The organism is Aeromicrobium panaciterrae (assembly GCF_039537165.1).
Classification (GTDB): Bacteria; Actinomycetota; Actinomycetes; order Propionibacteriales; family Nocardioidaceae; genus Aeromicrobium; species Aeromicrobium panaciterrae.
Genome location: NZ_BAAAZZ010000002.1, coordinates 2,226,458 through 2,240,210, shown reverse-complemented (window position 1 = coordinate 2,240,210; position 13,753 = coordinate 2,226,458). Strand labels below are relative to the sequence as shown.

At 63.9% G+C, this 13,753-nt stretch carries 13 protein-coding genes; 3 read left to right on the top strand and 10 right to left on the bottom strand.

Annotated elements, in window-relative coordinates; all coding sequences use genetic code 11:
• Window positions 1-46: 46 nt before the first annotated feature.
• The 4 genes from ABD683_RS11775 to ABD683_RS11760 all read right to left on the bottom strand — a co-directional run bounded on the left by ABD683_RS11775 (window position 47) and on the right by ABD683_RS11760 (window position 4,115).
• Window positions 47-928 carry a branched-chain amino acid ABC transporter permease gene (locus tag ABD683_RS11775; RefSeq protein ID WP_344770153.1) on the bottom strand — a complete coding sequence of 294 codons (882 nt, stop codon included), beginning with the start codon at window positions 926-928 and terminating at the stop codon, window positions 47-49.
• A 108-nt stretch (window positions 929-1,036) separates the two neighbouring features.
• Window positions 1,037-1,825 (bottom strand): SDR family NAD(P)-dependent oxidoreductase, encoded by a 789-nt coding sequence (locus ABD683_RS11770; protein ID WP_344770152.1) that lies wholly within the window; start codon window positions 1,823-1,825, stop codon window positions 1,037-1,039.
• A 34-nt stretch (window positions 1,826-1,859) separates the two neighbouring features.
• The gene (locus tag ABD683_RS11765; protein WP_344770151.1) at window positions 1,860-3,425 is read right to left on the bottom strand and encodes a long-chain-fatty-acid--CoA ligase; all 1,566 of its coding nucleotides are present in this window, start codon (window positions 3,423-3,425) and stop codon (window positions 1,860-1,862) included.
• An 84-nt stretch (window positions 3,426-3,509) separates the two neighbouring features.
• Window positions 3,510-4,115, bottom strand: a complete 606-nt coding sequence (locus ABD683_RS11760) for a TetR/AcrR family transcriptional regulator (RefSeq protein ID WP_344770150.1) — start codon at window positions 4,113-4,115, stop codon at window positions 3,510-3,512.
• A 127-nt stretch (window positions 4,116-4,242) separates the two neighbouring features.
• Here ABD683_RS11760 and ABD683_RS11755 point away from each other — a divergent pair, with 127 nt between their 5' ends.
• Genes ABD683_RS11755 through ABD683_RS11745 form a run of 3 tightly spaced genes read left to right on the top strand, consistent with a single transcriptional unit; the run spans window position 4,243 to window position 7,653 of the window.
• A complete protein-coding gene (locus ABD683_RS11755) occupies window positions 4,243-5,073 on the top strand; it encodes a fumarylacetoacetate hydrolase family protein (protein ID WP_344770149.1) in 831 nt (276 codons plus the stop codon).
• Window positions 5,074-5,090: 17 nt separating this feature from the next.
• Window positions 5,091-6,281: an alpha-hydroxy acid oxidase gene (locus ABD683_RS11750; RefSeq protein WP_344770148.1), complete on the top strand. Its 1,191-nt coding sequence runs from the start codon at window positions 5,091-5,093 to the stop codon at window positions 6,279-6,281.
• Window positions 6,268-7,653, top strand: a complete 1,386-nt coding sequence (locus ABD683_RS11745) for an FAD-binding oxidoreductase (RefSeq protein WP_344770147.1) — start codon at window positions 6,268-6,270, stop codon at window positions 7,651-7,653. Before ABD683_RS11750 ends, ABD683_RS11745 begins: the two co-directional genes overlap by 14 nt.
• A 6-nt stretch (window positions 7,654-7,659) precedes the next feature.
• Here ABD683_RS11745 and ABD683_RS11740 read toward each other — a convergent pair whose 3' ends face one another.
• The 6 genes from ABD683_RS11740 to ABD683_RS11715 all read right to left on the bottom strand — a co-directional run bounded on the left by ABD683_RS11740 (window position 7,660) and on the right by ABD683_RS11715 (window position 13,712).
• Window positions 7,660-8,553, bottom strand: coding sequence for an alpha/beta hydrolase (locus ABD683_RS11740; protein ID WP_344770146.1), 894 nt, complete (start codon window positions 8,551-8,553; stop codon window positions 7,660-7,662).
• Window positions 8,550-9,716 carry an LLM class flavin-dependent oxidoreductase gene (locus ABD683_RS11735; protein WP_344770145.1) on the bottom strand — a complete coding sequence of 389 codons (1,167 nt, stop codon included), beginning with the start codon at window positions 9,714-9,716 and terminating at the stop codon, window positions 8,550-8,552. The genes ABD683_RS11740 and ABD683_RS11735 overlap by 4 nt, the downstream gene beginning before the upstream one ends.
• An 82-nt stretch (window positions 9,717-9,798) precedes the next feature.
• Window positions 9,799-10,479, bottom strand: a complete 681-nt coding sequence (locus tag ABD683_RS11730) for a TetR/AcrR family transcriptional regulator (RefSeq protein WP_344770144.1) — start codon at window positions 10,477-10,479, stop codon at window positions 9,799-9,801.
• Between the two features lie 376 nt (window positions 10,480-10,855).
• Window positions 10,856-12,565, bottom strand: a complete 1,710-nt coding sequence (locus ABD683_RS11725) for a hypothetical protein (protein ID WP_344770143.1) — start codon at window positions 12,563-12,565, stop codon at window positions 10,856-10,858.
• Window positions 12,566-12,597: 32 nt separating this feature from the next.
• Window positions 12,598-13,098 (bottom strand): hypothetical protein, encoded by a 501-nt coding sequence (locus ABD683_RS11720; protein ID WP_344770142.1) that lies wholly within the window; start codon window positions 13,096-13,098, stop codon window positions 12,598-12,600.
• A gap of 5 nt (window positions 13,099-13,103) precedes the next feature.
• Window positions 13,104-13,712: a hypothetical protein gene (locus ABD683_RS11715; protein ID WP_344770141.1), complete on the bottom strand. Its 609-nt coding sequence runs from the start codon at window positions 13,710-13,712 to the stop codon at window positions 13,104-13,106.
• Window positions 13,713-13,753: the final 41 nt, after the last annotated feature.

Sequence of the window (13,753 nt, the reverse complement as noted above, 5' to 3'; positions counted from 1 at the left end):
ACAGGTGCAAAGGCCCGACTCAGCGCTGACGAAGTGCTACTCCAGTTCATACCGCACGCACACTTTCCTTGCCGAAAACACCCTGAGGCCATGTCAGGTACACCAGGAGAAGTACGGAGAACAGCACCAGCTGCACGTACGCTCCACCGATGTACACCGAGGCCATCTGACCGACAATTCCCACGATGAGACCGCCAACGAGGACTCCGTGGATGCTGTCGAGCCCGCCCACGGCGGCAGCGACGAATCCGTTGAACAGGAACGTCAGCCCAAGCTCAGGGGAGACCAGTTGGGTCGACACGATCAACAGGCCTGTCGTGGCGGCGATGGCGCCCGCGATCAGTGCGCTGATGCGGGACGCCGTCGCTGGCGCAATTCCGATAGCCGCCGCGCCATCCTTGTCCTGCGCGACAGCCCGCAAACGCATGCCGGTCGTGGTTCGTCGATCAAACAACGTCATCGCGACGACCAGAAGAATCACCGAGCTCACGAGAGTCACTTCAGCCAGCGAGACCTTCAATCCCATCACCTCGTGGGCTTTTGCGGAAATGCCCCAGGGGTACCGCACAGGCTGGCCCCGGTATGGAATCGCCATCAACTCTGCGAGAATCACCGAAAAGCCGAGCGTCGAGAGAATCCATGGAAGGGCGTGCCCACTCTGGATGAATGGGCGAATCGCCACTCGCTCCTCGAGCAGCACGACTGCGAAGAGGACGACCGTGCTGACAGCGATGCCGACCAGTACGGGCATCCCCCACAGATCACTGACGACAAGCACGCCCAGCGGCATCAGCATGACAAGCTGGCCGTGCGCAAAGTTCAAGACGCGCGTGGTCCGATGCATCACCACGAACGCGAGGGCGAACAGGCTTGCCGTGGCACCTCCGGCGAGGCCGGGGACCACCACCTGATTCACGAATTCCTTCACTGCGCTTGCTTCCCTTCGCTAGGCCCCAGAGGGGGTCTTGGCCGCCCGTTCCTAAGCAGTTGATCGGATCCTATGTGTGACTCAGGTCTCAAGTCAATAAGTACTTGCTTATTTAGCGGAATCCCTTGCAACGGCCGCTGAAACCTTCGGCATCAGAGCCGAGGTCCACCCGCCGTCAACCGCGATATCGACACCACTGACGAAGCCAGCGTCCGGGCCGAGGAGGAAGGACACGACAGCGGCGATGTCCTCTGGCTGACCAATGCGTCCAAGCGGCACCTGCGCGGCACGCTGATCCATGACGCCAGGATGTTCGAGTCCCGTCCTGGTCATCTCCGTGAGTGTCGACCCCGGTGAAACGACATTGCACCGGATCCCGTCGGGGCCCCATTCGCGAGCCATCTGACGTGTCAACATCGTCACAGCCGCCTTGTTGGCGCCGTAGGCCCCGACATCGGCCGTCGGGTACCGACCCGAGACCGACGAAGTCACCACCATGGACCCGCGAGCTGTGCTCAGCGCAGGATGACACAGCTGCCCCAGACGGAACGTCGCACGAGTGTTGACCGCGAAGTCCCGGTCCCACAGTGCAGGATCGAGCTCCTTGAGCGGCGCCGCCGAGATGACGCCGGCGTTGCTCACCAGACCGTCCAATCGGTGCTCTACGTGTGCCAGCGCGGCCTCAACAGCAGCACACAGGGACGCATCATCGGCAAGGTCAGCCGAATGCGCGGAAGCCCCCTCCCCCACCTCAGCCACGACGGCATCCAGCCCCACCTCGTCGCGGTCTATGAGTGCCATGCGCAGCGCCGTGCCGCGGGCTCGCGCATCCTCGGCGAGACGGCGGGCAACGGCGCGGCCGATACCGGAAGCAGCGCCGGTGATGAGGACATGCATTGGTGGTCTCCGATCAAGGGTGGGGTCAGCGTGGTCAGGAAGTGACGAACGAGGTCTGCTTCAGTTCGCGTTTGAGGATCTTGCCAGTTGAAGTGAGTGGCATGTCATCGACGAACCGAACGATGCGTGGGTACTTGTATGCCGCCAGGCGCTGCTTGGCCCAGGCGATGAGTTCATCCTCAGATATGGCGAACCCATCCACCTTCACCACCACTGCAGCGACCTCTTCACCGAGGGCTTCGTGGGGGTACCCGATGACCGCGACGAGAGACACGGCGGGATGCTCCATGAGGACCTCCTCAATCTCACGGGGGTAGACGTTGTACCCACCGCGGATGATCAAGTCCTTGGAACGGTCGACGATGTAGTAGAAGCCATCTTCGTCCTTGCGGGCCAAGTCTCCTGATCGGAACCATCCATCTCGGATCGCCTCGTCTGTGGCCTCTGGTCGCCCGAGATAGCCCTTCATGACGTTCGGGCCACGGATGGCAATCTCGCCGATCACTTCCGGGTCGTCCGGCACTTCGGACCAGTCGTCGTTGACGAGCTTCATGTCCACGCCGGGGATCGGGATCCCAATCGACCCGACCCTGGGCTCGTCGCCAAGCCTGTTGAACGAGGCGACGGGTGATGTCTCCGACAGTCCGTAGCCCTCGAGGATCGTCACGCCGAATCTGTCGAGGAAGCGACGGTGCATTTCCACCGGAAGTGCCGCGCCGCCGCAGTTCGCTACTCGGAGAGACCTGGCAACCCGCGTGACATCACGGTCCTGTCCGGCAGCCTCCAACAAGCTCCAATACATCGTGGGAACACCGGAGAAGAAGGTGACCGCGTGCTGCTCCATGAGCCTCAACGCCTCCTCGGCATCAAAGCGCGGCAGCATCACGATTGTCCCGCCGAACGACAGCGCACCATTCTGTACGACGGTCTGTCCGTAGCAGTGATAGAGCGGCAAGGCCGCCAAGTAGACGTCCGGGCGTGCTGTATTGCAATCGAAGACCTCGCACACCGACGCGACGTTCGCTCGCATGTTGCTGTGCCGCAGTTCTGCGCCCTTTGGCCGACCAGTCGTGCCGGAGGTGTAGAGCACGACAGCGACCGCGTCATCGTCAACCGGGACCGAGTGCGTCAGACCGTCGACCTGCTTCATCGCGTTCTCGAGGCTCGACCTGCTCGTCGAGGAGTCTTCTTGGCCACCCACAGTGAAGAAGTGCTCACAGGAAGCGCTCGCGGCGAATCCCGCGGCCGCGACCTCACCGATCGGCAGTGCCGGAGTGCCAACATGCGCGATGTAGACCTTGGTCGAGGAGTCGTCTAGGTGATAGGTGATCTCGTGGTCGCGGAGCAGGACATTCAGCGGAACGACTGCGGCGCCCACCATGAGGATGCCGAAGTAGACGATGGGAAACTCGGCGACGTTCGGGCACGAGAATGCGACGCGGTCGCCCTCCACGACTCCGGTCGATCTGAGGACTTGGGCAACTTCTCTGGCGCGAGCATCCAGCTCGCGATAGGTGAGCGTCCTGCCATCGTCGATCACTGCCAGACGATCAGGATGCGCCTCGACGCTTTCCTCAAGGATCTTCACAAGACTCGTCATCGATACCTCCTGTGTCGAGCGCGTCAGCGCGTTACCCCAGCACTGTGACGCAAACCATGCCGAAAGTAAATAAGCGCCCGCTTACTAATTGCTGTTGCCTCGCGCAGCCGCAACAGCAAGCTGGCGATAGTGCTCCCCTACCGCCTCGGGAGACCACGGGCCGTCCTCGCGGTACCAGCGCGCAATGTCGACTCCCAGCGAAAGCAGCGCGAGCGATGTGATCGCCGGATCCGGCACCGAAAACTCCCCAGCGGCGACACCGTCCACGAGAATCTCTCGCATGGTCGCCTCAAGACGCCGCCGGAACGTCGCGATTTCCTTGCGATGCTCACCGGTCAACCCGCCCAGTTCATAGTTGATGACTCGAGCACGCGTATGTGAGCGGGCGTGCCATACGGCAAAGTCATGTACGACCTCGCCGAGGCGATCACTGGGCGTCCCAGGCCGACCGGCCGCGGCGCTGACGACATCCTCAATCTCTTGGTGCCCGTCGAGCGAGAGCTGGAAGAGCAGATCCTCCTTGGTCGGATAGTGGACGTACATCGCCGCCTGACTCATGCCAGCAGCCTCAGCAATGTCGCGCGTCCCCGCGCCGTGAAAACTTCGCATCGAGAAGATCTCAATCGCGGCGTCGATCAACCGCGCACGCGTGAGTTCACCCCTCGCGTTGCTGCGCCGGACTGCGGACACAGGCGAACTCCTCACACGTGATCGACTTGCCAAACACCGTCGGCAGCGACATCCTACGTCAAAGAATGTAATCACTTGCTTACTAAGCGGGACATCGAAAGGGCAGGCCACACGTGGCCGGGTAGCTATGAAGATCGGACAAATTCACACCGCGGCCGGGGTCGTGGCAGTCGCCCACACGCCTGAAGGAACCCGCCACCTGAAGGGGCGCGCCGACATGCGGACGATCCTCGAGAGTGACCAGGACCTGCAAGAGTTGATCCTTGAGGACTTCGTCGACGAGGCCGACGCGGCCCGACAAGCTCCCCCTGTGCTGCCCGGCGCGATCATTGCCGTCGGCCTCAACTACCGAGACCACATTCGCGAGACGGGGTTGGAAACGCCCAGCACGCCACTACTCTTCGCCAAGCTGCCCAACACCGTGATTGGCCCGGGGGCCGGCATCAGATTCGATCCGGCCGTGACCGGTCAGGTGGACTGGGAGGGCGAACTTGCGGTTGTCATCGGCAAACGCTGCTGGCAGGTGGATCAAGCCGACGCCCTCAGCCACATCGCCGGGTACACCGTGGCCAATGACGTGTCGGCACGTGATCTTCAGTTCGCTGATGGCCAATGGTTGCGCGGGAAGAGCCTCGCTACATTCTGTCCGCTGGGGCCAATCCTCGTGACACCCGACGAAGTGCCCGACCCACAGGCCCTTGCCTTGACGACCAGAGTCAACGGGGAGACAGTTCAGTCCTCATCGACCAGCGAGATGATCTTCGCCGTCGATGAGCTGATCGCCTTCTGCTCGCGCCATTTTGTGCTGGAACCGGGATACGTCCTGCTCACGGGAACACCGTGGGGATGTGGCGGTTTTGCCTCCCCACCGCGGTTCCTGAGTCCGGGCGATGTGGTCGAGGTCGAAGTGAGCTCAATCGGCACGCTCGTCAATCCCGTGGTCGGCGTCGACCAGTGAAGGTCGGCCAACCGCGAATGAAGCGCTCAGCGCCGACGATCCAGCAGCTGCGCGATGCGCTGCCACGGCGATCAGGCGGCCGGCTGGCGCGTGCCGCATCCGTCGAGGACATCCGCCTACTGGCACGCCGGCGGGTTCCGCGAGCCGTATTCGACTACGTCGATGGAGGTGCGGAGCGCGAGACTTCTCTTGCCCGGTCCCGCGAAGCGTACGGTCGCGTCGAGTTCACACCAACAGCGATGGCTGGCGCCTCGACAATTGATCTAGGCACCGACATCTTGGGCCGCTCGAGCGCACTTCCGGTCGTGCTCGCACCGACCGGATTCACCCGAATGATGCACCACAGCGGGGAAGCGTCAGTCGCTTTGGCAGCTGCCCAAGCCGGATTGCCCTACGCCCTGTCGACGATGGGGACCACCTCCATCGAGGCCCTCGCGGCGGCGGCCCCCGACGCCCGTCGATGGTTCCAGCTCTACATCTGGCGCGACCGCCAAGCCAGCGCCGACTTCATCAACCGCGCTGCCATCGCCGGTTTCGACGCCCTCATCGTCACAGTTGACACCCCGGTTGGCGGGTCCCGGCTCCGCGACGTCCGCAACGGAATGACGATCCCGCCCGCTCCGACGACCCGTACGGTGCTCGATGCAGCTCGCCACCCACGATGGTGGGTCAACTTGCTCACCACCGATCCACTCGAGTTCGCCGCGCTGTCATCTTTCGACGGGCAGGTCGCAGATCTGGCCTCGCAAGTCTTCGATCCATCCGTGACATGGAGCGACCTCGCCGCGATCCGCGCGCAATGGAAAGGGCACTTGATCGTCAAGGGCATCTTGTCCGTCGAGGATGCCGTCCGAGCAGTCGACAACGGAGCCGATGCGGTTGTCGTCTCCAACCACGGTGGCCGACAGTTGGACCGAGCACCCGTACCGCTGGAGATCCTGCCCGACGTGGTCAACCAGGTAGGAGGCCGAGCCGAGGTCCACGTGGACGGCGGCGTTCTCTCTGGTGCCGACGTGGCCGCCGCCGTAGGTATGGGCGCGCATGCGGTCTGGATCGGACGGGCCTACCTGTACGGGCTGATGGCCGCAGGACCCGCCGGCGTGGCGCGCGTCCTTGAACTACTCACGACCGAGATGAGAACGACACTTGCGCTGATCGGAGCATCGTCAACCGACGAATTGGCCGGGCGGGCGCGTGTCCGCCCCTGACCTGGAAACCTTGCGACATTCGTTGTCGCGAGGGGCGCTCGTCACCGACCGAGACAAGATCGAGCCCTATCGACGCGACTCGACGATGGCGAAAGATCTCGGTCATCCGATTGCTGTCGTACGAGCCAGATCGACCCAAGATGTCCAGCGCACGATGCAATGGTGCGGGTCGCATCGGGTCCCGATCGTGCCGCGCGGCGCGGGAACGGGCCTTGCTGGCGGCGCCGTGGCCGTCGACGGCGGGGTTGTGCTCTCCCTGGAGAACCTGGACTCGATCCGCGTCGACACCACCACCCAGACTGCGACTGTCGGACCTGGCGTACTCAACGGTGACCTGAAGGCGGCCGTTCGGGAGCACGGGCTCTGGTATCCCCCGGACCCCTCGTCGTTCCGGATCAGCACGATTGGCGGCAACATCGCCACGAACGCTGGCGGGCTGTGCTGCGTGCAGGACGGCGTGACGCGGGACTACGTGCTGGGACTGGAGGTGGTGCTGGCTGACGGCGAGGTCATCACACTCGGCGGCGAGCTTCGCAAGGACGTCGCCGGGCTGGCGTTGCTCCAACTGTTCATCGGCAGTGAGGGAATTCTCGGCATCGTGACCGGAGCGACACTTCGGCTGACTCGCCCGCCGGCTCCTACAACGACCTTCGCCGCGACATTTCACGACATGGAGAGTGCGGCCCACGCCGTGATCGACGTTCGTCGTGAGAGCCGACCGTCTCTTCTTGAGCTCATGGACGATGTGGCGATTGGTGCCGTCGAGGACCATCGTCAATCCGGACTCGACCGCTCGGCCCGCTGCCTCCTGCTTGTTCAGGTTGAGCAGGCGACAGGCGCCCTTGAGCACGTCGAGTCGATCTTGATCTCGGCTGGGGCGAAGGACGTCTACGCCACCCAGGATCGCGATGAGGGTGAGCAGTTCATCGAGGCGAGGCGCTTGGTCCTGCCGGCGGCTGAATGCCTCGGGTCGCTGCTCCTGGAAGACATCGCAGTCCCCTTGTCCAAACTTCCGCACATGTGCCGGACGATCGATGAGATTCGTGAGCGAACACAGATGATGATCCCGGTCGTCGCACATGCTGGTGACGGAAACCTCCATCCGATGATCGTCCACGATCGCACGGACCCGGACAGCTGTCGTCGCGCACAGCAGGCATTCGACGAGATCCTTGCGGCCGCGATCGCATTGGGCGGCACGATCACCGGCGAGCACGGTGTCGGGCGTACCAAACGCGCCGCCCTGCCCACCCAGCTGGGTGAGCGGGTCATGCAGCTCACTGCGGACGTGAAGAGGACATTCGATCCGGACGGCATCCTCAATCCCGGTGCCGTCATCGATACTGACTGGTCCCCGCACAAGCGACGCTGAGTTCGATCAGAGCTTGAGCAGCTCCTGCACGGCCGTCGCCAAATGTGCAGCACACGCGGGTACGACCGGGGCGTACCCCACGACCGGATGCACCTGGCCCTCCGCATGAAGCAGGACTGTCTCGACCCCTTGCGCCTCCATCCGGCGCGTGAGCGCGATCCCTTCATCCCGCAGCGGGTCGTACTCGGCAACCAGCACCACTGTCCGCGGCATGCCGCTCAGGTCGGCAGTGGCCGGGTCCGGCGCTCCCCCCGCATGCTCATCAGCCTGCCCTCGATAGAGGCGCCACATCCATTCCATCTGAGATCTGCGCGGGATGTGGTCGTCCCCCAGCTTCGTCCACGAGTCCGAGCTCATCGCCGGGTCCACGGGTGGACAGAACAGCAAGACTCCCGAGATGCCTTCCGACTGGCGTGCGAGCACGGCGCTCAGAGCCACGTGCGCTCCCGAGCTCTCCCCCGCGAGGAACACCCGATCCGGATCGATTCCGTATTCGTCCTGCACACCTGGCAGCCAACGAAGAACCTCTTCGACGTCGAGAACTGCTGCAGGATGAGGGTCCTCCGGGGCCAGCCGATAATCCACCGACAGCACGGCACAACCGCCGGCAACCGCGATACGGCGACACGTTTCGTCGGCGGATTCCACGCTGCCAAGGATCCATCCTCCACCGTGAGCGAACACGATCAGCGGTACGGCCGCCAACCCCGCCGGACGGTAGAGCCGCACTGCGACACCTCCCGAAATCCGCGTAACCAGGTCGACGACCACGTCAACCTCCGTGAAGGTGGCACGTGGGCGCCCGGTGACCGACTCACGAGATGCGGCGAGCCCGAGCTGGTCCATCGGTGGGGTCGCATTGACCGCGTCGAGGATGGCTTGCGCGGCTGGGTCGATCATCGCGCTGCGGCTCGCGTCGCCTCGCGATCTTTCAGAACCTCCGCAAACGGCACCGCGAACGGCTCCGTGGCCGACCCGAATGTCTTGATGGTAGGCAGCACCTCGTTCGCAAACAGGCGCATGCTCGTCTCAATCATCTCAAGCGGCATGTCGCCGAAGCTGTGCAGTGTGATCAAGTGGCCGACATTCGCCACCTCCTGCAGCTCCCGGATCTGGGCGATGACAGCTTCCGGCGAACCGAAGATGCCTGCGGAAGCCTGACCCTCGTAGTTGTCGGCGACAACCTTGGCTCGCTCTTCATCGCTCGCATCCGGCATGAAGTACTCCGAGCCCACCCGGTCGTAGTGCCACGTGGTCATCGCACTGGTCTTGCGCCAATACTGGTCGCCGACCTCCTTGGCATACGCATCATCTTCATGTACGTACACCGTGACGGCGATCGCTGTGGGTGAAGGCTCCCAACCATGCGAGGAACGAACCTCATCGAACTGACCGAGCTGTTCGCGAAGCGCATCCCAACCGCGGTAGTTGGTGAACAGCGGCCCGGACCCGCTGTCCGCTGCCATTTCGAGGGACTCTGGGGACGCCCAGGTCATGAGGAAGTTCTCGGTGAGGTCCGCGCTGAGGGGACGGGGGCGGATGGTTGTCCGAGGAATCTGAAAATGCTCGCCATCGAAGGAGAAGAATTCCTCCGTCAACGCCATCCGTACGATCTCGAGGCATTCGGCCATGCGCTCACGCGACGTCTCGTAGGGGATGCCAAACGCATTGAACTCCCGGGCTGCGAATCCACGACCGATGCCGATGTTGAGCTTGCGTCCGTCGAGCATGATGTCGAGGATTGCGAGATTCTCGGCCAGCTTCAGCGGCTCGTGCCACGGCAGCACCAGCACCATCGTCCCGAGGTCGATGTTCTTCGATCGGCCAGCGACGTGAGAGAGGATCTGGGTCGGGTTCGCCGTCATCCCGTACGGCGAGAAGTGGTGCTCGATTGTCCAGAATGAATCGAAGCCGAGCGGCTCGACCAAATCGGCCACTGCGAGCTCCTTGCGGAACTGATCTGCGTCCGAATAGGGATATGGCTCATCGAAACGACCCTCACGGGTTCGCTCCTCGAATTCCGTCACGTTGCCGAACCAAGAAGAAACTCCGACCTTCACCATGCACCTCGTCGCGTCTAGAACCTATGTGACGACCGCCACTCTAAGACGGAATGCGAGACAAAGCAAGTGATTACTTACAACGTTAGTCGGCCCCGTACGCGAACACGCCGTCGTACATCATCCGAGCGAGCTCGGCGCACTGCTCTCGCTCTCGCTTCAGGTCCTGTTCGCTTTGGGGCCCTCCATGGCGCTTGCTCATGGCCATTGCCAAGCAGGTGCCGATGACTGCCTGCGCGCTCAGGTATGTGTCGTTGTAATGCTTGAGGCCCACGTCGTCAAAGATCTTTTTCCAACCGGCCGCAAGGTCCCTCAAGGCGGGTTCCCACGCAGTTTGGTAGAACTCTCCAGCCGTGGCGGGATTGCCAAAAATGACGAGGCCTAGAGCAGCCAGGCGGTCGGAGAACTCCACGACGATCCCGTGCATGACAGTGCTCATGAACTCGAGCCGCTCGTCGCGCGTCATGCGTCGAGTGGGCGGGTTCATCTGACTGGCGAACTTCGCCATGGGCAGCCTCAGCGGTTCAACGACGGCAGCGTAGAAGATCTCATCCTTGCTGTCGAAGTAGCGATAGAGCATCGCCTCGTTGACGCCGGCCTCGTGAGCGATCATCTTGGTCGTCGTCGAGCCGAGATCCCCGGTCCGCTCGAACACACGCGCCGCGGCTTCCAAGATGCTCGCCCTGCGTGCGGGACCACTGAGCCGACGGCGTCGCATATCCGGGCCGGATGCATCAGTTTCGTCAGGCGGCTCTGGGCGTGTCATTGTCGCAATCTAGCACTCGAGAACCGTCGGGAATGGCATCGCATCGCCCATAAGTAAGGGACTACTTAAGGGTTTGTGATGCCTGGTGCTCGGCGCGCTGGAGCCGTTCCTTGGCGTGTTTGTCGTTCGCTCGCACGTCCGTAGCGGGCTCAGTTGCGGTCCTTCACGCCGCCCACGCGGCTGCTTCGTTCGGGGGGAGGTCCTCCGAGTCGGCCGTCCCGCGTACAGGGACATCTGGCCCGGTCATGCGGGAATTGTGGTGCAGGCATCGACACCTGTCAGGCGTTTCGTTGGATGCACGAATCGTCAAGCGGGACACAACCAGAGCTGCAGGGCCCCGGTCGAGGAAGCCGGGACCCTGCAGCGGTCGATTGAGCTATCTCACACGGATGTACGCGGTCGTGACCGTCTTGCCGTACACGCTGCTCGAGCCGGAGTAGATGATCGTGTAGCGCGTTTTGCCCTTCTTCTGCTTGGTCAGGTTGATCGTGACCCGGCCACCGACCAGCCACCGATCGCGTACGACCACCGTGGAGCCACGTTTGATCGTCACCTTGCCGGTCGGGGTGAGGCCCGGCGCCGTCACAGCGATCGTGATGCGCACCCGCCTGTTGCCCCTGGCATACGCTCTCGCAGCGACACTCGGCAGCGCCTTGGCCACAGTTGCGGTCGAGGCGGAATCGGACACCGCCGCGGCGTAGCCCTCATGGCTGGCCACGGTACGGAACGTGACCTTCTTGCCAACGTCGGAGGCGGTCAGCTTGTAGGTCGCCGCGGTCGCGCCTGCGATCGGCAAGCCGTTGCGGAGCCAGCGGTACGTCGTCCCGTACGGTTCGGGGCTGAACGTCGCGGGTGTCCCCCGCAGCGTCTGACCGGCACGTGCAGTGCCCGTGAGCTGCGAGCCTGCCGTCGTGGTGAGTGTGCCGGGCACCACGACTGCAGTGGCCTCCGAGACTGCAACGCCCGGCTCGTACCCAGCTTTCTGTGAATAGACCTGAGCCACGATCTGGTGGCCGACCGCGCTCGCCGGCACATTGAGAGTCGGGCCGGTACCGACCAGGACTTGGAGGTCGTCGGCGAGTCGCCACCTGTAGCTCACGTCGTCGGGAGTCGGGTTGGATGTGGCGTGAGCCTGGAGCTCACCACCGACCTGGGCTGTTCCGGTGACCTGCACTGACACGTCGAGCGACCCCGTCTGCACGGCCGCGGTTGCCTCCGACGAAAGCGTGCGTGGAGCGTAGCCTTCCTTGGTTCCCACGGCATTGATCCAGATCACTCGACCCAGCGTGTTCGCGGGAACAACGAGCGTGGGTCCTGTCGAGATGAGCCCGAGGTCCGTGGCGAACCAGCGATAGGTCACCGTGTCCGCCTCTGGGATGAATGAGGGCGCCTGGGCCTGCAGCACCTCGCCTACTTTGGCCGTGCCAGTGATGAACGGCTCACCAGCCCAGTCGAGCTGGGGCAAGACGACCCGGTAGGCGACGGTCCGGGTCTTGCTGTTTCCCACCTTGTCCGTCGCGGTGAAGGTCATCGTGCAATCGCCGACGGCAGATGTGTCGATCTTGGCTCCAGATGCGAGCGGAGCTGAGCAGGTGTCGACGGGAGCGAAGTCGTCGTCACAGGAGTACGTCAGCGTGACGTCGCTGCCCTTCTTCAGCTCGGCACCGTCGGCCAGGTTCGCGATGATGGTGGGCCCGGTCTTGTCAATGCCGACGTCAAGCGACCGAGTCGCTGTGTTGCCGTCGACGTCACGCGCTACCACGGTGAGTGTCGACTGGCCCTCTGCTGCGACGGTGACGGTCTCGGCCGACGAGCCGCTACCGGTCTGCGCGCCGGTGAGCTGCCACTCGATGCTCTCGAGACCGGAGCCGCCCAGGTCGTCGGTGGCTGAGACCTTGATTGCGACGTCGCTCGGATACCAGATTTCGTATGTCGGCGTGGGTGCGCGGAGGGTGATCGTCGGCGGGGTGGTGTCCGGCACCACCGCGTCGGCCGGGCTGCCGGACGTGGACAGCAGAACCGCGATCGACGCGATCAGAGCCGTGCCTAGTCGGTCCACCGGTCGCCGGGAGAGTGGGTGCTTCACGAGGAGAACCTCCATAGGTACGAGAAACGGTGTCAGGCTGCTTGTCGTACGGAAGGTCCTGATCGGTTCACATGGGGAGGTTGTGGCGGGGTCAGGGCCGCCAAGACCCACATCGCGGCGACCAACATGCAGGCGTAGATCGCGAGGACCGCGATCAAGGTCGTCATGCGAAGGCCTGACCAACCCGTGAACGAGGTTGCCTGGATCGTCGACATGCCGTTCAGCAGGTGCGGGACGACCAGGACTGCGACCGTCGGCAGGGCCAGAACACGTCGTCGACCGTGCAGTGCGGCCAGCGCGAGTCCACCGGGCAGGCTGGCAGCCACGCAGACGAGGAGGATTCCGGCGGTCCCGGGCAGGCTGAAGCCGGGATGATCTCCGACTGTGAGCGCCACGAGTCTCATCAGGCCTCGGGCGAGCAGTCCGGTCGCGAGACCTACCAGGAGTCCCGCGCGGAGGCCTCTGCCGATGATCCTCGCGGTCGTTCTGAGGCGACTGCCGACACGAGGCCGCAGATCGGGGGAGATCGACATGTGGCTCACCTCGCCAGAGGGTCACGCCAGGCGGCCGCGATCGTGGCGAGAGCAAGCAGGACCAGGGCGCCCCATCGGATCAGCACGGCCTCCCACGGTGGACCCCACGGCTGGATGCTGACGACGGCCAACGTGTGGGGGATCGCCCACAGGCCCAGGCACACGGACAGCACTGCGACTGTTGCCACATGCGTCGCCTGGTTGACATCGCTCCACGCCCACACACCGAACCCGACGGCCGGTCCGACGGCCACGAACGCTGCCATCTGCAGCGCAGTCCCGGCGAGCCGGATCTCGACTGCCTGGTGGTCGGCGATCACAAGTGCGAACACCGCGATCGGTAACGCGAGCGCGAGTCCGACGAGCAGGCGAGCCGCACAGCGCGTCGCGCGTGGATGAGGTGACGCCGCAGCGACTTCGTGAGCAGGGTCGTCGGCGGTCGCAGCCAAGGCGCACGCCAGGATGACGGCGACGCCGAGCACGACCTGAGTCGCATACCCGTCGTTGAGCGCGCGGTACGCCATGACGGGCAGGACAGCCGCGAGTGCAGCCGGAACGAGCAGGGGTGGGCGCGCGAGGGCGTACCAGGAGCCCGTCAGAAGCGTGCGGCTCATGATCCGACCGGACCGACCCCGTCGTGGGCGACGGCGGAGCT

Bases quoted from the DNA above. Each gene is read 5' to 3' on its own strand.
- ABD683_RS11755 (WP_344770149.1), top strand. From the start codon at position 4,243: ATGAAGATCGGACAAATTCACACCGCGGCCGGGGTCGTGGCAGTCGCC.
- ABD683_RS11720 (WP_344770142.1), bottom strand. From the start codon at position 13,098: ATGTCGATCTCCCCCGATCTGCGGCCTCGTGTCGGCAGTCGCCTCAGA.
- ABD683_RS11740 (WP_344770146.1), bottom strand. From the start codon at position 8,553: ATGATCGACCCAGCCGCGCAAGCCATCCTCGACGCGGTCAATGCGACC.
- ABD683_RS11770 (WP_344770152.1), bottom strand. From the start codon at position 1,825: ATGCATGTCCTCATCACCGGCGCTGCTTCCGGTATCGGCCGCGCCGTT.
- ABD683_RS11730 (WP_344770144.1), bottom strand. From the start codon at position 10,479: ATGACACGCCCAGAGCCGCCTGACGAAACTGATGCATCCGGCCCGGAT.
- ABD683_RS11735 (WP_344770145.1), bottom strand. From the start codon at position 9,716: ATGGTGAAGGTCGGAGTTTCTTCTTGGTTCGGCAACGTGACGGAATTC.
- ABD683_RS11765 (WP_344770151.1), bottom strand. From the start codon at position 3,425: ATGACGAGTCTTGTGAAGATCCTTGAGGAAAGCGTCGAGGCGCATCCT.
- ABD683_RS11750 (WP_344770148.1), top strand. From the start codon at position 5,091: ATGAAGCGCTCAGCGCCGACGATCCAGCAGCTGCGCGATGCGCTGCCA.
- ABD683_RS11715 (WP_344770141.1), bottom strand. From the start codon at position 13,712: ATGAGCCGCACGCTTCTGACGGGCTCCTGGTACGCCCTCGCGCGCCCA.